At 51.2% G+C, this 19,313-nt stretch carries 16 protein-coding genes; 4 read left to right on the forward strand and 12 right to left on the reverse strand.

The window, feature by feature from the left end; genetic code table 11:
• Positions 1-177: 177 nt before the first annotated feature.
• Positions 178-1,581, reverse strand: coding sequence for a hypothetical protein (locus IC230_RS32340; protein WP_223861003.1), 1,404 nt, complete (start codon positions 1,579-1,581; stop codon positions 178-180).
• Positions 1,582-2,436: 855 nt separating this feature from the next.
• Here IC230_RS32340 and IC230_RS32345 point away from each other — a divergent pair.
• Positions 2,437-2,850: a hypothetical protein gene (locus IC230_RS32345; protein ID WP_191043229.1), complete on the forward strand. Its 414-nt coding sequence runs from the start codon at positions 2,437-2,439 to the stop codon at positions 2,848-2,850.
• Between the two features lie 5 nt (positions 2,851-2,855).
• On the forward strand, positions 2,856-3,893 hold the full coding sequence (locus IC230_RS32350; protein ID WP_191043230.1) for a sodium:calcium antiporter: 1,038 nt from the start codon (positions 2,856-2,858) through the stop codon (positions 3,891-3,893).
• Between the two features lie 358 nt (positions 3,894-4,251).
• Here IC230_RS32350 and IC230_RS32355 read toward each other — a convergent pair whose 3' ends face one another.
• The 5 genes from IC230_RS32355 to IC230_RS32375 form a co-directional block, all read right to left on the reverse strand.
• Complete coding sequence (locus IC230_RS32355; protein WP_191043231.1) at positions 4,252-5,295, reverse strand: AI-2E family transporter; 1,044 nt, start codon at positions 5,293-5,295, stop codon at positions 4,252-4,254.
• Positions 5,296-5,384: 89 nt separating this feature from the next.
• Positions 5,385-5,555 carry a hypothetical protein gene (locus IC230_RS32360; protein WP_191043232.1) on the reverse strand — a complete coding sequence of 57 codons (171 nt, stop codon included), beginning with the start codon at positions 5,553-5,555 and terminating at the stop codon, positions 5,385-5,387.
• Positions 5,552-6,532 carry a mechanosensitive ion channel family protein gene (locus IC230_RS32365; RefSeq protein WP_191043233.1) on the reverse strand — a complete coding sequence of 327 codons (981 nt, stop codon included), beginning with the start codon at positions 6,530-6,532 and terminating at the stop codon, positions 5,552-5,554. The genes IC230_RS32360 and IC230_RS32365 overlap by 4 nt, the downstream gene beginning before the upstream one ends.
• A 121-nt stretch (positions 6,533-6,653) precedes the next feature.
• Positions 6,654-7,562, reverse strand: coding sequence for a hypothetical protein (locus IC230_RS32370; RefSeq protein WP_191043234.1), 909 nt, complete (start codon positions 7,560-7,562; stop codon positions 6,654-6,656).
• Between the two features lie 92 nt (positions 7,563-7,654).
• Positions 7,655-8,221 (reverse strand): hypothetical protein, encoded by a 567-nt coding sequence (locus IC230_RS32375; RefSeq protein ID WP_191043235.1) that lies wholly within the window; start codon positions 8,219-8,221, stop codon positions 7,655-7,657.
• A 283-nt stretch (positions 8,222-8,504) separates the two neighbouring features.
• Between IC230_RS32375 and IC230_RS32380 the strand changes: the two genes are divergently transcribed.
• Together IC230_RS32380 and IC230_RS32385 are read left to right on the forward strand one after the other, a co-directional pair.
• Positions 8,505-8,705 (forward strand): hypothetical protein, encoded by a 201-nt coding sequence (locus IC230_RS32380; RefSeq protein ID WP_191043236.1) that lies wholly within the window; start codon positions 8,505-8,507, stop codon positions 8,703-8,705.
• Positions 8,705-9,103, forward strand: a complete 399-nt coding sequence (locus IC230_RS32385; protein ID WP_191043237.1) for a type II toxin-antitoxin system death-on-curing family toxin — start codon at positions 8,705-8,707, stop codon at positions 9,101-9,103. The genes IC230_RS32380 and IC230_RS32385 overlap by 1 nt, the downstream gene beginning before the upstream one ends.
• Before the next feature lie 72 nt (positions 9,104-9,175).
• Here the strand turns inward: IC230_RS32385 and IC230_RS32390 are convergent, their stop codons facing one another.
• The 6 genes from IC230_RS32390 to IC230_RS32415 form a co-directional block, all read right to left on the reverse strand.
• Positions 9,176-10,507, reverse strand: a complete 1,332-nt coding sequence (locus IC230_RS32390) for a DUF2254 domain-containing protein (RefSeq protein WP_191043238.1) — start codon at positions 10,505-10,507, stop codon at positions 9,176-9,178.
• 140 nt (positions 10,508-10,647) lie between these two features.
• On the reverse strand, positions 10,648-11,223 hold the full coding sequence (locus tag IC230_RS32395; RefSeq protein ID WP_191043239.1) for a fasciclin domain-containing protein: 576 nt from the start codon (positions 11,221-11,223) through the stop codon (positions 10,648-10,650).
• 95 nt (positions 11,224-11,318) lie between these two features.
• Positions 11,319-12,773, reverse strand: coding sequence for a TolC family protein (locus IC230_RS32400; protein WP_191043240.1), 1,455 nt, complete (start codon positions 12,771-12,773; stop codon positions 11,319-11,321).
• Entirely contained in the window at positions 12,751-15,984 is a 3,234-nt protein-coding gene (locus IC230_RS32405) for an efflux RND transporter permease subunit (protein WP_191043241.1), read from the reverse strand. The genes IC230_RS32400 and IC230_RS32405 overlap by 23 nt, the downstream gene beginning before the upstream one ends.
• 158 nt (positions 15,985-16,142) lie before the next feature.
• Complete coding sequence (locus tag IC230_RS32410) at positions 16,143-17,279, reverse strand: efflux RND transporter periplasmic adaptor subunit (protein WP_191043242.1); 1,137 nt, start codon at positions 17,277-17,279, stop codon at positions 16,143-16,145.
• Positions 17,280-17,567: 288 nt separating this feature from the next.
• Positions 17,568-19,283: a tetratricopeptide repeat protein gene (locus IC230_RS32415; RefSeq protein WP_191043243.1), complete on the reverse strand. Its 1,716-nt coding sequence runs from the start codon at positions 19,281-19,283 to the stop codon at positions 17,568-17,570.
• Between the last annotated feature and the right edge of the window lie 30 nt (positions 19,284-19,313).

The following is a 19,313-nucleotide window of genomic DNA, read 5'->3' on the forward strand; positions in this document are numbered from 1 at the left end:
TCAGCAACTCCTGAGCAGCGGCTCAAGCATCACGTATTAAAACCGTGCTTGTTTCAGTCAGTCAAGTCAACTGAGCGTTTTATGAGAATCTCTTCTTTGGCCCTCAGCAAGCCTACTACCCACAAAAAACGCCCTAACCAGCTGAGCATTATTATTTTTATTCAATGATCAACTGGGTTATTTCTTGAGAAGAAGTTGCTTGACCAGGCGTTCGAGCTGATTGATGCGTTCGTCCTGATTCCGCGCTTTTTTATCCTGTTCAATACTATACAACGTCAACTCCTCGACCTTCTCCAGTAACGTAGCATTCATTTTGACCAGATCAACCCCTTCGCTGACTACTTCTTCCGCTGAAGGAACATTCGGTAAATGACCATACTGAGCAATGTATGAGGCAACTGAGGGCAGGGAGCGTAGTGGGTAGGTAGGCGAAAATACCTGATCACTCCATTCAATAGGACTATTAATACGAAGCCGATAGCGGGCTTTGACCACATCGCCCTGATCATTTACAGTCAAAAACTGATCAGTAGTCATCCTCAATTGGCTCTGGCTGGTTAATTTAGAAAGCCGTAAGCCGCTCTGATCAGCCTCATCAGCCACCACCTCCAGTTTACGATGGGGAGCCGAGGTGCCGATGCCTACGTTCACCCGGTTGCCTAGAATGAGGGCATTGCTGGTGGCTACCCGGCTGTGAGAGCCGATGGCGATAGCATTGAAAATACCCTCCTCTGCCTGGCTGTTGTAACCCATCAGCACATTGTCACTCCCATCCGTGACGGCGGTGCCCGACTTTGGCCCAATGATGATGTTGTTATGGCCCGTGGTGAGCTTGCTGCCCGCCTGATAGCCTAGGATCGTGTTGGTGTTGCCCGTGGTGGTGGCCTGACCCGCCTGATACCCTACGTAGGTATTTTGGATACCCGTCGTGTTACTTTCACCCGCGTAGCCGCCAAGAAACGTATTGACTCGACCGCTGGTATTGCTCATGCCGGTGCCATAGCCCATAAACGTATTGAGCCCACCGGTGGTGTTGGCCTGGCCCGTATAACTGCCCACGAACGAGTTGAACTGGCCGCTGGTGTTACTCTGTCCGGCCAGCGATCCCAGAAAGGTGTTATTGGTACCGGTGGTGTTGGTTTGGCCCGCCTGATAGCCCAGGAAGGCATTATCGCCCCCCGTGTTGGCATAGCCCGTAGAGGCTCCGACAAACACATTGCGGATGCCGGTTACATTGGTAAAGCCCGACTGATAGCCAATAAACACATTATGATCGGCTTGATTATACGTACCCGCTTGGTAACCCAAAAAGCAGTTGCCGGTGAGCGTTCTGGTGGTACTGCCGTAAATATCAGAACTTCTAAAATAGGAAGCGGCATTGGTGCCGATAAACACATTTTGGGAGCCACTCAGAAACCAACCGCCTGCATTGAATCCTAGGGATGTGTTGTTTGAGCCGTTGGTATAGTTGCTGGCGTTAGCGCCAAGTAGGGGTGTTTCCCTGTCCGTGTGCGTACGATGGGGCATCCGTCGCTCCAGGTATATTGTCTCGGAAGCCATAGACGGTATTAAACGTACCATTCAGTTGATCATTAGCAATCCCCATAAACAGGGTAGTTCTCGCTTGCGCTTTTAGCCGCCAACTGGTGGCCATTAACAACAGGATTGTGCAAAAAAAGATTAGTTTATTCATCATCGTGCCTGAGAGAAGGAATGCAAATTATCAAGCTCGCAATTGACTCACGATAGGACTTAAAATCAAGAGATTGAGATGATTTAATGTGATCTTTGAGGGAACGGCAACTCTTTATTTTCGTTTGACACTATATCATTGAAAACGCCCCAATTTTTTAGCAAAAACATGAACATTCCTTCCTGAGAGGAAGGAGCATTTTATGGGACGTTTTCGTGGACGATTTTAGTTTTTGCTATAGCTGAAATAACGCGTTCGTTGATAGGTGATTAGTATCCTATTCTGTACAATTATCACCCCTTTCATTGGACGAAAAGGTCAACTACCGCAGGCGGGAGCTTTTACGGAAAATGATTACATAGCCCGCAAGTAGAAAGTTATGTAACCTCCACAGAAAAACGTTTAGATGTTTGCCAGTTAGTTAATCGCTCAGTAAACAGATCAGTATGGAAATACCATAAGTACTTGATTTCGCACTTACTCATTGTCAACTCTAATCCGTAGCATGTGGATCTCTTTTGAATAGGCTTTACAGTTAAAGCTGAATCTATAGTCGATAGGAGCCAGAAACAATGCGTGCCTTTGGCAGGTTGTTTCAAACAGACTTATAGGCATTGCTCTGGTAATATTACATTGGCAGTTGCGTGTTGCAGCGCTAAAAGTCGCTCGTATTTTTTCTCAGGTCGTCGGAGAAACCAGCCAGGCTTAACTAAATCATTTTCAACGTTAAATCTTTGTCAAGTATGGGACTCACAGTCGTTGGTATATTCAAGACTGCTTCGGAAGCGCAGCAGGCTCTTGATCAATTAGTAACTGCAGGCTTCCTCCAGAATAACCTCGAACTGTCGGACCAATCGGGGACACCGATCAGCGCTGATTTACTTGTTCCGGACCCGTCTGCAAACGCCAGCGGCTTACCCCCTGAGAAACTGGTCGATGATGCGGAAATTGCCGATGGTGAACGTAACATGCATCAATCAGCCCAGTTTGCCGATCAGGATTCTGTGGTTGCGGTACACGCCCAGACCGACGATGAAGCCAAACAGGCAGTTCAGATCCTGAAGAACAACGGAGCCGTGGACGTTAACGAGCGAGTTGGTACATATAACCTGGTCAGTAAGCAACCAGGTGGCACTACGTCGGAGGGTCTTATTTAGAGATCATGCTCGATTCGCTATCGTTACCTATTCTGCTACTGATTTTTAGCGTAGCGGCTGCTGTAGTCTGGCGGGCCGGTATTTCGCTGTCGGACACGACCGACATACTCAGTAAACGATTTAAGCTGGGCGAAGCGCTGGGCGGAATCATTGTGCTGGCCATTGTGACGAATTTGCCCGAAATAGCCATCACCATCAGCGCGTCCTTAACTAACAAAGTTGAACTGGCCGTGGGGAACATTCTGGGTGGTATTGCGATGCAAACCGTCGTATTGGCCCTGCTCGATGCGGTAGGTATCGGTAAACAGGCCACGCTCAGCTCACGCCAGTCGTCGCTTATACCCGTATTGGAAGGCATCGTGGTCATCGCTATGTTAACCATCGTGGTGATGGGCCATCAGTTACCAGTCGATCTGATCGTTGCCCGAATGACGCCAGCCGGTGTATTGCTCATCGTCGTCTGGATGGTAGGGGTCTGGCTAACGAATAAAGCGAATAAAGGTCTTCCCTGGCAATTAGTTCAATCAACGCAACCACCGAAAAAAAATCAATCGTCGTCTGACCAGCCAAGCACCACTCGCTCAGTGCTGATCTTTTCAATTGCGGCCCTGGCAACGCTGGCGGGTGGAGTAGCCCTCGAAGAAAGTGGCGATGCTATGTCGTCGAAGCTGGGCATGAACGGAGTTATTTTCGGAGCCACTATACTGGCAGCTGCTACGTCCCTTCCTGAAGTATCGACCGGGTTAGCGGCTGTCAAACTAAAAGATTACACGCTGGCCGTCAGCGATATTTTTGGGGGTAACGCCTTTTTACCTGTCTTGCTGGCACTGGCCACTATGATTTCAGGTAAGCCTGTGCTGCCCACAGCCCAGAAGAGCGATATATATCTGACGGGGCTGGGTATTCTGGTAACGGTGGTGTACGTATATGGATTTCTGTTTCGCCCCAAACGGCAAATTGCCCGGATGGGTATCGACTCGTTTGTGGTATTGTTGCTTTACCTGCTTGGGACCGCCGGATTATTTATGATTGCCCGAAAATAAGCTATCCGATGATGACTTTAACGATTAGTGGGAGAGATACGTTATTCAGGCTATCGCCTTTACTACGCAAGGCAGATTGATGTACTGGCTGCCTCCCGCTTATGTTCGAAAAAACCGCTCCAGGCATTGCCAAAGGTGACGCAGCCACTTGGGTAGCTGAATAGGAACAGGCTGCAAAGCCTACCAGAACGCCGATCAGACTAGAAATCAACAACCATTTTAGAACCGTAAAAATAAAATTACTTCTTCACTGACGCGCATGATCTGGTTAACCGCTATAGTACATGATCGGTTTTGCTAAACATTGATGCATGAATTTGCTGCTGTTTGGAACAGCTCACTAGGGTTTCAGCGTAAGTCATGTTTTTGTTTCCAGCCGGTCTTTGACGTACAATTCTTCGACCATAATCATCAGAACAGCAATCAGCGGAGATGCGAACAGGACGCCGACTAGCCCCACCAGAATGCCCATCAGGACCTGCCCGAACAACAGCAGCGCGGGGGGCAGGGATACAAATTTTTTATCCAGCAAAGGCGTCAGTACGTACCCTTCCAGCGATTGCACGCCCATATAGAGGGCGAATACGTACAGCAGATACTCGGTGCCCTGAGGTAAAGCCACCAGCAGTGCCGGGGCCAGTGCAAGGTAAGGGCCCAGGTTTGGAATGAAGTTCAATACCCCGGCAATTATGCCTAGTACAATGGCGAACGGAACGCCCAGCAGCGCCAGTCCGATTCCGGTCGCTACGCCCACCACCGTCATGGTAATGGTCCGACTGATGAACCAGTTTTTAAGCGTCGAGTAACAGGTATCCATTACGTCGAGCAGACGATTACGATACGACGGGTTGAACAACCGCACGAACCCCTTCCGATAATTGCCGGGATTAAACGCCAGGTAAATTCCGGTAATGATCACAATCAGTACGTTGACCAGGCCGCCCAGCGTACCTGAAAATACACCCGTTAGTTCCGAAAGAACCCCCTTTCCTGGCCCGCCTGTGGAGAGTAAATCACTCGGGTTCTCCGGGATACCATCCAGCAATTTCTTTCCCCACTCGGTTTGCTGTAACGTCGTTTTTAACTGCTCGACCGACTGCGGCAGCGACCTGGCCAGGTCGCTTGCCTGTTGGCTGACAGTTGGGGCTAACCCCCAGATGGTGCCCCCGATTAGGGCGACTAGCAGGAGCAGTACGACAGCCACCGAGGGCCCATACGACAATGGTGTTTTGTGCTGGATAAAATGAGCTATTGCGCTGATAACCACCGCAAACGTAATCCCGCCAAATACGAGAAAGAAAAAGCTGGCTGCGTAGCCAATCAGCCAGAATAGGGCCGCTATCAGCAACGTAATGAAGGCCGCCGTAGCCACCCGGCGCGAAAAAGAAGTGGTATGTTCCATTAGTAAAAGGACTATGTATTACAACTGATTTCCATCCGTAGCGAGGGGCTGGACATTTTGAGAGCTGGTTGCTGTAGTGTCGGTTCTGTTCAAATCGAATCGCCAACGCGGGCATTTATTTTCGAGAAGGTATGTTTTTCCGAAATGCACAGAGAAAACAGTAGTCCAGCGTAGGCCCGTATCCCCACGAACACGACGCGACCAATGCTTTCCCAACCCTTGAAAACCCGGTTGTGTAGGGTTGCTGCTACGTCCGTCATGCGTTCTGACCGTTTAAAGAAGGAACGGCTTTGTCTTTAGCCGCCGGATGTGATAAGAGGGCCGTACCATCGCTGTCGGGTTGCTTTTCCAGTAAAACCACCGTATGAGGGAAGGGCATGTCGATACTGGCTTTGTCGAGGGCCAGTTTGATACCCGTAACCACCTGATCGCTCACGTTCAAGGCGTTGGCCTGCTGGGATTCCACCCAGAAAAAAACCGTTAGGTTCACCGATGAGGCCGCCAGTTCGGTTACGTACACCATGGGAGCCGGATATTTCAGAACGCCCTCGATGCCGTCCAGTACGTCGTGAATCACGCTCCGAGCCTCTTCAATGGAGTCCGGGTAGCCAATGCCCACCACAAACTTGATCCGGCGTTTGGGATAGGCCGTTCGGACCAGGATCGAACTCGTATAGACATCACCGTTGGGCAGAATAGCCCGCTCGCCATCGTAGGTTTTCAGCCGTGTCGAACGCATGTTGATTTCCTCGACTGTTCCTTCAAAATTGTTGACCCGAATCTGGTCGCCCACTTTGAACGGCCGACGCCACAGGATGAGGATACCGGCAAAGAAATTCTGGAGAATGTCTTTGAAGGCAAACCCGATGGCTACCGACGTAATGCCCAGCCCCGCAATAATATCGCCGGGTTTGAACGACGGAAAGATAACTACGCAGGTGGCCAGAAAGCCAACGATGGTAATGAGCGTACCAACAATTCGGCTCACCAGGTCAGCCAGTGTATCATCGATTGAGTGACTCCCAACGGCCACTTTGTTGATCAGTTTCTTAACGCCTTTTGCCAGCAGCCAGAACAGCAGAAAGACAACCATCCCGACGATAAAATAGGGGAGTCGTTCAATGGTTCCCTTCATAAAGTCGCGAACGGTGTGCCAGAATAGCGTAATGCCATCATTGAACGTAAAAGGCGGTTCATTGACGCGGGGTGGCTGAAAAAAACTCCAGAGTAAAAGCATAACGTTGCGTTGTAAAAAAATATAGTATTGACTGATAACTAGCCAGGTGCGAATCGCTTAAAGCCTGGCTAGGCAGAACAGATGTGGTTGTATCTACACCACCCATCGTTTAGCGTTTCCCCTAAAAAAACCAGAAACTGTCCCGTAACTGAACCGCTACCGATCCCAGATAAGCATCGTTTGTATAGACGGACGCCCGATAAGTGCCCGGCTCAAGCGCTACCGTCGGGTGAAACCTGAAATTTATCTGCTGTTTCGTCCCGTTGAACGTAACGGTTTGTATGGCATCAACGGGTATCATCAGGTTGCCGGATGGCAGCGTGATGGTGGCCAGTGGCAATGGCCTCGCCGGTGATCGGCCCGACTCGTGAACCAGACTTAAGTAAACGTCTTTCGTGCCTTCCAGATGTCGTTCGGCCGGTACCGTAAACGAGAGATTCAGCGCGTCTACTTTTTTGGCTTTCGCTGTTACTTTCTGGTTTGATTTTAAGAGACTTACCTGGAAGGCATCCCCCGTAACGGCTGAGGTAGACACCATCGTTTTCAGTTTAGCATCCCGTTGATTGAGCGCCTGCTGCAATTCCCGGTTCTGTTGACTGACTTCACGTAACTGATCGACTTTTCCACGCATAAGGGCCAGTTGATTCGATAAACTGTCGTGAAGTGGCCTTTGGTCAATATTATTGGTTTCCGGTAAGGTTGGAAACATTCGGTCAATGCGGGTACCTTCTAAAACACTAAGCCGGTCGTAAGCCCGTGCTAATAAGTCATTCAACCCGTTCAATTGATCGGTTAACGAAGCGTTTTCCTGCTTAGCGTCCGCCAGTTGGCTACGTAGTGCGTCTAGCTGCTCATTTAGCTGCGTTTTGTCCGTTTGCGACGAGTCAGTCTTAGGTTTAGCCTGAGTGCTGGTGGCACCATCGGGCTGACGCGACTGACTCCAGTAATAAACGCCACCAACGGCGAGCAAAAGCAGGCCAAGTATCAGGAGAACTTTATTCGTTTTGGATGAATGCGCTTCTGTTTCCATAAGGGTGGTCAGTAAAAAATAGGTTAGAAGAGCCGTTTACAACTCGGACGGGCAGCTTAAGTCGATAAAAGCGGAGTAATTGATCGGGAACCTTAGCGCTTAGTCGTTGAGTCCGCCAGAATTGGCGTGGGTTTATAAAACATTACCAGGGTTCCCAAACGTTTATTTGGGCCGGTAACGGGCGCCGACAGCTCATACGGGATTTTGTCGTTGAAATAAACGTCCTGCTGCTGAAGTAAATACGTCGGAAAGCGGCTGGTGAAACCAATTCCTTGATTCTTCTTATTGGTCGAGATCGTCACCTTCCCGGCAGGGTCAACCAGCAGGACTTCCTGAACACCTTTGTCTTTAACCAGCGTGTTGAAGTACTCGTTGATTTCGCCTGGCTTATTCTGCAACAGGGCATTACGTACCGCCCAGACAAACGTTTTCATGCCGAACATCAGTTGCTGGCGGTCAGTAGATCGTTGAGTTGTCTGGACAGTACTGCGCAGGGCTTCGCGCTCCTGGGTGTATTCTCTGGTCAATTGGGTATTCTTGTACAGTAAATAGCCCATGCCGAGTACCAATAGAGCAAGTATGCCATAAAGCACAAGCATCCGTCTTGAACTGGACTGTGTCATCATGGTTTCCTGTTTTTTGTGTTGTTCGGTAGTCATAGTTGTAATGGTTATGGTAACAATTCGGCCCGCAGTAAATCAACCGCGAGCTGTTATCTGCCGTTAAGCGTAGACAATCAGATTTTTACAACCTGCTTAGTACTTAAATAACACCGGTCGACTTAGACAGAACTTAATAAAACCTTAGAATTCGGTTAGAATAAAATCCTCGGTTGAACATTCTGGAAAGCAAACGTAGCAGCGTTACACGCTAAGGCAGCCGATCGAGCCCCAACGCGGAGAACTTCCGGAAACTGTGTATTTTTGCAAAAACAGGACGAGTATGACAACGCTGGAGAAAGAAACTATTAAGCAGGCTTTGCGAGAGCTAATTCACGAAGACAAAGATCTTTTTAAAGCTATGTTACGTGAGATTTTGGAGGAAGACTCAAAACCCAGTGTATCAGACAGACAGGCCAAAGTGGATGCGATTATCCAGCGTGATTTTGAACGCTACAAGAACGTATTTAAAGCGCTTGCCTGATGGAGTATTTGCAGAAAGAGGATATTACCCGAATTAATTTCCTGACGATCAGGCATGTGGGTGGTAATTTTGTTCCACCCGCTAACTTTTTACACGAAGAAAACCTAGATTATTTGCTTGAAGCCGTACAGGCTGAAATGTTCGGCGCACCTCTCTATCCAGATGTACACCAAAAAGCAGGCTTGTACTTTTTCAATATTATCAGCAATCATATTTTTCAGGATGGCAACAAACGAACTGGTCTTGAAGCTGCGTTGCTGTTCCTTCAACTGAATGGGTACGATCTACTTGTTGATGACGAACTTTTAATCAATTTCACCCTCGCTGTAGCGTCAGCTGAGTATACGCTGGAAACCGTGCAGGACTGGTTCAAGGATCATATTCAGGCCGTAGTTTAGTTCGGTGTCGGTTTTGCCCGCTGGGTGTCACCCCGCTTTTCAGCGCTACGCAGTGCGCGCTCCAGAACGTGGTCAGGACCAGGTTTTCATGAGCTCTTTATAGAGATCGCGCACCTGCTGCTTTTCGTAATCGGTGTTCAGCGTCTGGTCGGCATAATCCATGAGCAGTTCGGCTTGCTGGCGTAGAATCGGCTTACGGTCGTCTGTACAAACCGCTTCGTTGACTAAAGCCAGGGCCCGAAGCAATCGCCGGAGTACGGCGTGGTCGCCTTTCGCATTGATACGTGTCAGATCGAACGCCAGTCGGATGTAATCATCGAAGTCCATACTCCGCACCAGTACCCGCAACTGCTTTCCGTCTGAGCGCAGCCTGGCCGGAAACGCGCTTCGGGCCAGTCGTTCGCTAACGGCACCCAGGTAATCGACAGCCATAATAGCGGTGGTTGTGTCGTTGATGCCGGGCGAGAGCGCTTTCAGCGCGATGTCGACCAACTGCTGAACGCCAAATGCTACGTCCTGCTCTATGTTCCGGTGCCGCCCAATGCTAACGTAATCCATCAGATCAGCGGGCCAGTCGGCTTCCTCAGGGTCGGCACGTTCCATGTCACTTCGGACACTAAAGAGCACCGTACCTTCGCCCACAAAGGCACCCATTTCTTTCTCAATACGTAACACAACCCGGTTTTTGGTAGCCCAGTTGAGTAAGCCGTTGGTATTAATCAACTGCAAATAACCCGACTGATTAGTCTTGACCGGATGCCAGCCCGTTTGTTCATCGGTATACTGTAAAGCGGCTTCAGCCTTTTTGGGGTCATCAATCGGTTCGCCAAACTGATCTGGAAACATCTTGGTGATGGCTTTGCCTGTTTCATTAAAAATATGCTGAAGAATTGTGCCGGTCTGGAGCGATTCGGCAATGTGATGAATAAAGAAAATCAGAGCCGCTACTCCCCCCAACGCCAGCAGCAGGCCAACTAACACCGCCGTAGACGGCACAAACTTCATCTCGTCGCTACCCCGAATGGTACCCAGCACAATCAGGCAGTAGGCAAAAACACCCACGAAATAACCCATGACGACCTGATTGACGCGGTCGCGCATGAAGTTACGCAGCACTCTGGGCGAGTATTGACTGCTTACCTGCGAAATGGTGGATAGCGTGAGCGAGAAGGCCAGTGCCGCTACGGTCAGCATGGAGCCCGAAATAGCCGACAACATCCCTCGGGCACCCTCGGCCCCCGACGCAAACAGCAGCGGGAACTGTTTGGCACCATGCCAACTGGTCGTCGCATCAAACTCAACCAGCCCGTAGGCTAGCCCAAAGGAGAACAGGACCATCAGGCCCGGCACAAACCAGAGGGATTCCTGCACTTGTTGCCAATACTGTCGAAATCGGGTTGGCATTTGAAAAAAAGAAAGTCTACTGATCAAACCCGTCAGCTTCCGAAGCGATAGAATCGATTTGTAGTAGAGACAAAAATCGATCAATCAGCGGATTTTACGACTCCATAAAATCGTAGGAAATAATAGCTTGATAACCGCTTTTAACGCACAATCGGGCCTTTGTTCACAATTCGCTGCAGGACTCGGTTAATGGAATAGACGACGCCGTTGGTGGCTCGAATATCGGCCTGCAAAACTTCGGCTACCGTACCCCGGCCGTCTTTGATCGTGATGTCATTCCCTTGTTTATGAACGACCAGGATTTGCCCGGTTAGGTTCGTTAAATTCTGGCCGTCTTTCAACTGATCGGACGTCAATCTACCTTTCACGACGTGGTACGCCAGAAACTGGATGAGTCGTTGTTTGCTCGACGGCAGCAGGAGTTCGCTCAACTCACCATCCGGAAGTTCGGAGAACGCTACGTTCGTAGGCGCAAATACGGTGTATGGACCTTTCCCATTCGCCTGTTGCAGTAGACCCGATGCTGTCAGCAATTGAAGCAACGTAGTGTGCTCCGCTGATTTAGTTGCGCTGAGACCCAGACTGGTGCCGGTCTTTACACCACTGGCTTTCAGGTCGGTAGCCGATGAAGGCATGGTTTGAGCAAGGGAAGGTTTGGCCAGAACCAGTAAGGCCAGGCTAAAAAAGCCAAATAGGAGACGATTAGGTAATTTCATGACTGAACGTTGAGAAAAATGAGTTGGTAAGCGCAGAAGCGTTCACTACGTGTGAACACGGTATTTTACGGAATGGTTATTTTACCCTATAGGGCCTATTGCCAGCCGCCACCCAGCGCCCGGTATAAATCCGTAAGCGATAGAAATTGAGCCTGTTTGGTATTGATCAGGGCCAGCTCGGCTTCCAGTACGCTACGTTGCGCGGTGATCACTTCCAGATACGAAGCATACCCGCTGGAAAACAGATCCTTCGACGTGGTAACGGCCTGTTGCAGCACCGCCACTTCCTGCGCCTGTACGTCAGCGACTTGCCGGTAGTTCTCGACCCCGCGCAGATTCGTCGTCACTTCGCTGAAACCCGTCAGGATCGTCTGCCGATACCGGTAGAGCCCTTCACTCGCCTGCGCCACTGCCTGGCGATAATTTCCTTTTAGAAAACGCCGGTTGATGATGGGCCCCGATAGTCCGCCCAGCAGACCGGCGGCAATGGAAGCGGGGTTAAACAGGACCGCTGTCCGGAAAGCATTCAGGCCTACATACGCATTCAGGTTCAGGCTTGGTAAAAACTCCGCCCGCACTACGTCGACATCCACATGAGCCGCCTGCAATTCGAGTTCAGCCTGCCGGATGTCGGGTCGGCGAATGAGCATCTGCGCCGGAATCCCCGTCAGTACCTGACCCGGTAATTCGCGCATCTGGAGCGACTGCCCCCGAGCAATGGGCCCCGGATAACGACCCAGCAGGCGGTTCAACTGGTTTTCGTTCTCGATGATCTGCTGGCGCACCCGTCCCTGCCGACTGCGGGTATTGAGCAACTGGGCTGAAAATTGCTGAACGGCCAGTTCCGTCACCCGGCCCGCTTCTTTCTGAATCCGAACCAGTTCGAGCGCGTTCTGCTGGAAGTCGATGTTTTTCTGTATGATTTCCAGTTCACCGTCTAACGCCAGTAAGGTGTAATAGTACCGGGCGGCTTCAGCCACTAAGGACGTAATAACCGCATGTCGCCCTTTTTCGGATGCCAGCAAGCGCAGATAGGCCGCTTTCTTCCGGTTGCGGAGTTTGCCCCAGATGTCCACCTCCCACGTACTGCGGGCACCCAGAAAATAATCGGGGGTAGGGGTTGGGATTAGTTCATTGCCCCGAATGTTCTCCGACAGGTTAGTATCAAAATTCCCGACGCCGTTCATGGAATATTTCCCGTATCGGTCTACCCCCGCCGACGCTACGGCGTTGACCTGGGGTGCCAGAAACCCGCGATTGTACTCAAAAGCACCCCGCGCGGCTTCAATACGTTGTGTTGCGATACGCAGGTCCAGATTTTCCGCCAGCGCCGTGTCGATGAGCTGCACCAGATTCGGGTCGGCAAAGAACGTTCGCCAGTTCTGACTGGCAATGCCCATCGAATCTGTATGACCAGCAAATGAAACAGGGATGGGCCGGGCCGTTGGCTGGAGCAATGGTTTGGGTAACTGACAACTACTCAGTAAACCAATACTCAGCAGAAAATAACAACTGATTCGGAATGATCTAGGAATGAATAACGGTGCCATTGACGTGCGGTTGAGTGGATAAAACAGCCGGCTTGGTGTCGGCCTTCTGACTAGTATGGTCCTGGGGTTCGTCATCAGCCGGTTTATTCGAACCGAACCGTTCGGCGAGTTTGGCAAAGAAGACGTATAGACCGGGCACGATGATCAGCCCGAACAACGTACCGGTAAACATCCCGCCAGCCGCTGCCGTCCCGATGGACCGATTGCCCAGCGCGCCCGCCCCCGATGCCATACAGAGCGGAATCAGCCCCGCGATAAATGCGAACGAGGTCATCAGAATCGGACGTAATCGCGAGACGGCTCCTTCTACGGCAGCGTCCAGAATCGGTAAGCCTTCGCGCTGGCGCTGGCTGGCAAATTCGACAATCAGAATCGCGTTTTTACCCAATAGCCCGATGAGCATCACCAAGGCCACCTGCGCGTAGATGTTGTTTTGCAGACCCATCAGTTGTAGAAAGAAAAACGAGCCGAAGATGCCGGTCGGTAAGGACAGCAGAACGGAAAGGGGCAGCAGCAAACTTTCGTACTGCGCCATCAGCAGGATATAGACGAACACCAGACAGATCGCAAAAATGTACAAAGCCTGGTTGCCCGATTCGACCTCTTCCCGCGACATGCCCGACCACTCGTAGCCGTAGCCTTTGGGCAACGTCTGAGCGGCCACCTCCTGAACGGCCCGAATTGCATCACCGCTACTGTAGCCGGGCGTAGCGTCCCCGTTGATCATCGCCGAGGTATACATGTTGTACCGGGTGATCTGTTCGGGACCATAGACGCGCTCCAGCCGGATGAAGTTGGAATAGGGAACCATTTCGCCCTGATCGTTCTTGACGCGCATGTTCAGGACATCTTCGGGTTTGGTCCGGTAGCTGGGCGCAGCCTGCACCATCACCTTATACATTTGCCCGAACCGGATAAAGTTGGACGCGTAATAGCTGCCCATCATCGTTTGCAGCGTACTCATGGCGTTGTCGATGGAGACCCCTTTCTGAGACGCTTTTTCCTGATCGACGTGCAGTAAATATTGCGGGAAACTCGGATCGAAACTGGTAAAGGCATCGCTGATTTCGGGGCGCTTTTTTAAAGCTGCGATAAAATTCTGGGCCACTTTAGCGGTTTCCGTGAGGTCGCCACTACGTCCCCGGTCCAGCATACGCAGTTCAAATCCGCTTGAATTACCGAAGCCTGGAACGGTTGGTGGCGGGAAGAACTGAATCGTGGCATCGGTAATGGTTTTGGTTTTTTCTTCCAGCGTAGCAATCAACGCCTGCATCGACTCTTTGCGCTCATCCCAGTGCTTGAGGTTAATCATCCCCATGCCGTAGGAAGCCCCCGCGCCATCGGTCATCAGGCTATACCCCGCCAGCGTCGATACGTTCTCGACCGATTCCTGTTCGGAAGCAATCGCTTCGATGGCGTCCAGCACTTTTTCGGTTCGGTCGACGGTCGCGCCGACGGGGGTTGTTACGTTGACGTAAATCATGCCCTGATCTTCGGTTGGAATGAACCCACTGGGCAGGATGGTACTAACGCCCCAGGTGCCGAGAATGAACAGCAATAACAGCCCCCACGTAATACTGCTCCGATTCGCAATCCGACGGAGCAGGCTCTGATACGTGCTCGCCAGGGCTTCGTACCCCCGGTTGAATTTAGCAAAGAACCCGCCCAGCAATCCTTTTTGCTCGCCATGAACGGGACGGAGCAGAATAGCGCATAACGCGGGCGTGAGTGTCAGGGCGTTAACGCCGGAAATGACAATGGCAATCGCCAGCGTGAGCGAGAATTGCCGGTAGAAAATGCCGACCGGCCCCGTCATGAACGCTACGGGCACGAACACGGCGGACATAACCAGTGTAATAGCCACAATGGCGCTGGCAATCTCGCCCATCGCTGCGAACGTAGCGGCTCGCGGTGATAAATGACCGCCATCGGCACCCGGCTCTTCCATTTTGGCATGAACGGCCTCAACCACCACAATGGCGTTATCGACCACAATGCCGATGGCCAGTACCAGGGCAAACAGCGTGAGCAGATTGATGGAAAAACCGATCGAACTCATAAAGGCGAACGTACCAATCAGGGCCACCGGAACGGCCAGCGCGCAGATCAGTGTGGAACGCCAGTCCTGTAGAAACAGAAACACAATGATGAATACCAGCACAAAGGCTTCCATCAGGGTGCGGACCACTTCGTGAATGGATGCGTCCAGAAAGCGCGATACGTCGTAGGCATAATTATAGGTCATGCCTGCCGGAAAGGAGCTTTCTTTGAGTTCGGCCATCCGCGTTTTAACGGCCGCAATTACGTCGCTGGCGTTGGAACCGGGCCGCTGTTTGAGCATGATCGACGCCGATGGGCGACCGTCGTTCTTGGACAATACGCCATAATCCAGTGAACCAAACTCAACCTCGGCCACATCTTTTAGTCGGAGCAGCGAACCGTCGGCGTTGGCGCGCAGAATAAGATTTTCGTATTGCGCTGGTTCAAAAAACTTACCGGTATAACGCAGTACGTATTGCAGCGTCTGGGGAGCCTGGTCGGCGCTTTCGCCCGCTTTGCCGGGGGCGGCTTCAACGTTCTGCTTACGAATCCCGGCCACTACTTCATCCGGCGAGATGTCGTAGGCCGTCATCCGGTCGGGTTTGAGCCAGACCCGCATGGAATAATCGCGGCTACCCATAATGGCGGCAAAACCAACGCCGTCGATCCGCTTGAGTTCGGCCAGTACGTTGATGTCGGCAAAGTTGTAAATGAACTTTTCGTCTACTTTGGGGTCGTCGCTGACGATGTTGAGGTACAGCAGCATACTGTTCACTTCCTTTTCGGTTACGACCCCGGCTTTAATCACTTCTTCGGGCAGTTCGTCCATCACGGTCGTCACGCGGTTCTGCACGTTCACGGCCGCCAGGTCAGGGTCGGTACCTACTTTAAAGAAAACGGTGATCAGTGTAGTACCGTCATTCCCCGAAATCGAGGTCATGTAGGTCATGTTAGGCACCCCATTGATGGCTCGCTCGAGCGGGGTAGCTACGGTCTTAACGCACACATCGGCGCTGGCACCGGTGTATCTGGTCGTTACCGTCACCGAAGGCGGTACAATGTCGGGAAACTGCGTAACGGGCAGACCCGTCAGGGCCAGCACGCCCAGCAAAACAATCAGGACGGATATAGCCGTGGAGAGTAAGGGCCTTTTTATGAAGGTGTTAAACATAGTTAGGACGTACTACTGGTTATAGTATTTATACGTTGACGTCTTTGTCATGCTGACGAAGGAAGCATCTTCGGATGAGACCTGTTTCGTTATTAGCGGAGCTGCTTCGGCACCGGCCGCCCGGCTTCGCCAGCATGACAAAATATGGCCTGGATTGATTAGCGAGCTGATGCGTACATGGCTTGTAAGCTCTTGGTGGGCAATGTTTTAGGGTTGATCTTCATGCCGTCTTTTAGGCTTTGGATACCTTCGTAGACAATCCGGTCACCGGGTTTAAGACCCGACTGAACGATGTACAACTGATCGACCCGACTGCTGGGAATAAAACTCCGGGCTTTTACTCGGTTGGCCGCATCGACCACGTAGACGAAATTTTTATCCTGCACTTCGAAGACGGCTTTTTGCGGGACCAGCAAGGCATCGTCTACATCGGTTTCCAGGCGAATTTTACCCGTAGCGCCGTGTCGAAGCAGTCGTTTCGGATTCGGGAACGTAGCCCGGAAAGCAATCGTACCGGAGTTGTCTTCAAATTCAGTCTCGGTGGTTTCGATTTTGCCTTTGTACGCATAAGGCGAATCGTCGGCCAAGAGCAGCTCAACTTCCCGAACGGTCGCCTTTTCGGGGTCGAGTCGTTTTTTGATGAAAGACAGGTATTCTTTCTCCGATACGTTGAAATACGCGTACATCTCCCGAAGGTCGGAGATCGAGGTGAGCAGGGCGCCCTCCTCAATCAGGCTGCCCCGTTTGAATGGGATGCGATTGATTACCCCGTCGAAGGGCGCCCGGATGCTGGTCAGTGATACGTGGAATCGGGCTTTGGCTAAGGCGGATTTGGCGCCGTTTATACCCGCTTTAGCCGTTTCTACTTTCGATTTGGCAAGTTTCAGTTCCGAGGGCGATATGACGTTTTTATCAACGAGTAGCTTCACGCGGCCCATTTCAACCTCCGCAGACTCTTCCTGTGCGACGGCACTCTCCAGGCTAGACTGCGCCCGGTCTACTTCGACCTGATACTCAGTAGGATTGAGCTGGAACAGCAACTGGCCTTTGTGAACGGGTTGGCCTTCATCGACTGAAATTTTATCCAGGTAACCCGCCACCCGGGCGCGAACCTCTACGTTCTGCACCGCTTCGAGATTACTGGCGTAATCGTGGTCGAGGGTGGCGTCCTGCTTTGTCAGTTGAATGACCGGAAGCGTTGGTATGGAGGCTTCCTGCTTTTTTTCGCTTTTCGCCGAGCAGGAAGCCAGGAAAGCGCCGATGAGCAGGGCAAGTATGCCTGAGTAAGGTTGCATAAAGAAAGTTGGTCAGAACGATGAATAGGTAGCGCTACAAACGGTAGCCTGACAAGCAGACTACTCCGTTAGCTACCGATGCAAATACGCCCGCACAAGTAAAGACCAGCTTAGAAAATTATTAGAATTTGCTTAGAGGTGAAGAATTAGGGTTGATTCGACTTAAAAAAGCACAAAATTTTTCGCCCGAATGGACGTGGCCGGGGAGTTGTATTTAGGGAAAAGAAAACCGCTACCCGGAATCAGAGCCCCGGTAGCGGTAAGATAGTTCAACTATGAAAAAAGTAATTACTGGTCAGCCGTCTCTGTTTCGGGTGTGGCAATTTTGGCTAAGTCCTTGTTTTCGGGGAAGAACGATAGTCCCTTTTTCAGCCACTCGGTTCGGGCGTTTTCATCTTTGGTAACCAGTTCGTTGTACGAAATCATGTATTTTAACGCCAGCACCAGATCTTTTTTGTAGCGCTTTCGTTCTTCCTCTTTGTCAGCTACCATGTTGATGAACTGCTCGAAGTAAGGCTTCGCTTTGCCGTTACGTACCGCTTCTTCGGGCGTGTAAGCGTAGTAGTTCGCTTTGGCCCGGTACAACACGGTGGGGGCGTATTCTGGTGAGGCTTTCTGAGCCAACGCCAGGGCCGAATCGGCCATCTGAAAGCGAGTGGTGTCACGTACCAGCTTGCCCAGACTATCACGCTGGAAACCCAGCGTATAATTGCTCATGCCGTAACGGAACAAATCCTGTACGTCGGCCTTGAAACCGTGTTTAGCGGCCGAATCAAGGGCGGCTACCGCTTCAGGATGCTTTTTGGCGCGGTAATAATACTTGGCGATGTCGCTGTACAGATTCTCGGTTGTGTCAAACGGGGCCGCTTTGGCCAGGTTCATAATGCCCAGCGAATCATTGATGGCTTTCAGCGAATCACTACCGGGATTTTCAATGCCTAGATACGCATTCCCCAGGTATTTATAGTCGTCGGGCATCGCTTTATCGGGCGCTTTTTCCAGGAACGTAGTGATATTCTGAATGGCTTCCTGCGGTTTTTTCAGTGACGAGTACGCCCAGCCTTCAATGCGGTAAACGATCGGGTTTTGCGCCAGAGCGGTACGGTTGCTGTCGATCAGGTTGACGGCCCGTTGATAATCTTTCGCCAGGAAATGAAACTGGGCCTGACGTAGCAACGTTTCCTGCCGCTTGTCTTTTGATACGTTCACATACTGATCAATGTAGCTGGCAGCCTCCTTGTAGCGATTGACCAGGAAATACAACTCGGCTAGTTGATTATAGGCCGGCGCATAGTTCTGGTTGGCCTCAATTGCTTTTTTGTAATTCTCGACAGCCAGATTCAGGTTGCGCCCCTGCCAGTAAATATCACCGATCCGCTGGTAAACCCGCGACGCATTCATGCCCAGTTCGAGCGCACTTTCGTAACGCGTTACAGCTGTACCGGCGTCTTTGTTCAGGTAGTGGGCATCGCCCAGCGCCAGTTGAATCGCCGGGTTTTTCTTGTCCCGCTCGGCAGCCCGGTTCAGATAATCAATGGCTTTGGCCGCATTGACGACTTTCGGATAAATTGGCTTAATCGAACCATTGCCTGGGGTCAGATAACCCGTATAAGCTTCACCAATTCGGTACAGAATCTCCGCGTTTTTGCCCTTACTCTTATCGACAACTTCCGCCAGTTTAGGTTCGGCATTGGCCATGTCGTTTTTAACCAGATACGTAATCGCCGAGCCCGTCTGATTGAGTGGAATCCGTTTTTCGTCCAGCGGAATGCCTTTCTCGAACCAGACACGGGCCGAATCGGGCTGACCGCTACGTAGATAACCATATCCGGCGTCGAAATACGTTTGTACGGATGGACTTTGTTGCGCGTTTCGGACCAGAATCGTTTTCGCTTCGTCGAAACGGCCAAGATTTATCAGGGTATTCGCATCGGGCGCTGGCGTCTGTGCTAACGTAGCGCCCGCCAGACCTGAGAGAAATAAAAGTGTCAGTTGCGTTTTCATGCTGTGCTTCGGTTTAGTTGTCCTCTGCCA

This window comes from Spirosoma validum (assembly GCF_014699035.1).
Classification (GTDB): Bacteria; Bacteroidota; Bacteroidia; order Cytophagales; family Spirosomataceae; genus Spirosoma; species Spirosoma validum.

Bases quoted from the DNA above. Each gene is read 5' to 3' on its own strand.
- IC230_RS32370 (WP_191043234.1), bottom strand. From the start codon at position 7,562: ATGGAAACAGAAGCGCATTCATCCAAAACGAATAAAGTTCTCCTGATA.
- IC230_RS32355 (WP_191043231.1), bottom strand. From the start codon at position 5,295: ATGGAACATACCACTTCTTTTTCGCGCCGGGTGGCTACGGCGGCCTTC.
- IC230_RS32405 (WP_191043241.1), bottom strand. From the start codon at position 15,984: ATGTTTAACACCTTCATAAAAAGGCCCTTACTCTCCACGGCTATATCC.
- IC230_RS32395 (WP_191043239.1), bottom strand. From the start codon at position 11,223: ATGAAATTACCTAATCGTCTCCTATTTGGCTTTTTTAGCCTGGCCTTA.
- IC230_RS32385 (WP_191043237.1), top strand. From the start codon at position 8,705: ATGGAGTATTTGCAGAAAGAGGATATTACCCGAATTAATTTCCTGACG.
- IC230_RS32390 (WP_191043238.1), bottom strand. From the start codon at position 10,507: ATGCCAACCCGATTTCGACAGTATTGGCAACAAGTGCAGGAATCCCTC.
- IC230_RS32345 (WP_191043229.1), top strand. From the start codon at position 2,437: ATGGGACTCACAGTCGTTGGTATATTCAAGACTGCTTCGGAAGCGCAG.
- IC230_RS32410 (WP_191043242.1), bottom strand. From the start codon at position 17,279: ATGCAACCTTACTCAGGCATACTTGCCCTGCTCATCGGCGCTTTCCTG.
- IC230_RS32340 (WP_223861003.1), bottom strand. From the start codon at position 1,581: ATGGTACGTTTAATACCGTCTATGGCTTCCGAGACAATATACCTGGAG.
- IC230_RS32360 (WP_191043232.1), bottom strand. From the start codon at position 5,555: ATGACGGACGTAGCAGCAACCCTACACAACCGGGTTTTCAAGGGTTGG.
- IC230_RS32365 (WP_191043233.1), bottom strand. From the start codon at position 6,532: ATGCTTTTACTCTGGAGTTTTTTTCAGCCACCCCGCGTCAATGAACCG.
- IC230_RS32380 (WP_191043236.1), top strand. From the start codon at position 8,505: ATGACAACGCTGGAGAAAGAAACTATTAAGCAGGCTTTGCGAGAGCTA.
- IC230_RS32375 (WP_191043235.1), bottom strand. From the start codon at position 8,221: ATGACTACCGAACAACACAAAAAACAGGAAACCATGATGACACAGTCC.
- IC230_RS32415 (WP_191043243.1), bottom strand. From the start codon at position 19,283: ATGAAAACGCAACTGACACTTTTATTTCTCTCAGGTCTGGCGGGCGCT.
- IC230_RS32350 (WP_191043230.1), top strand. From the start codon at position 2,856: ATGCTCGATTCGCTATCGTTACCTATTCTGCTACTGATTTTTAGCGTA.
- IC230_RS32400 (WP_191043240.1), bottom strand. From the start codon at position 12,773: ATGGCACCGTTATTCATTCCTAGATCATTCCGAATCAGTTGTTATTTT.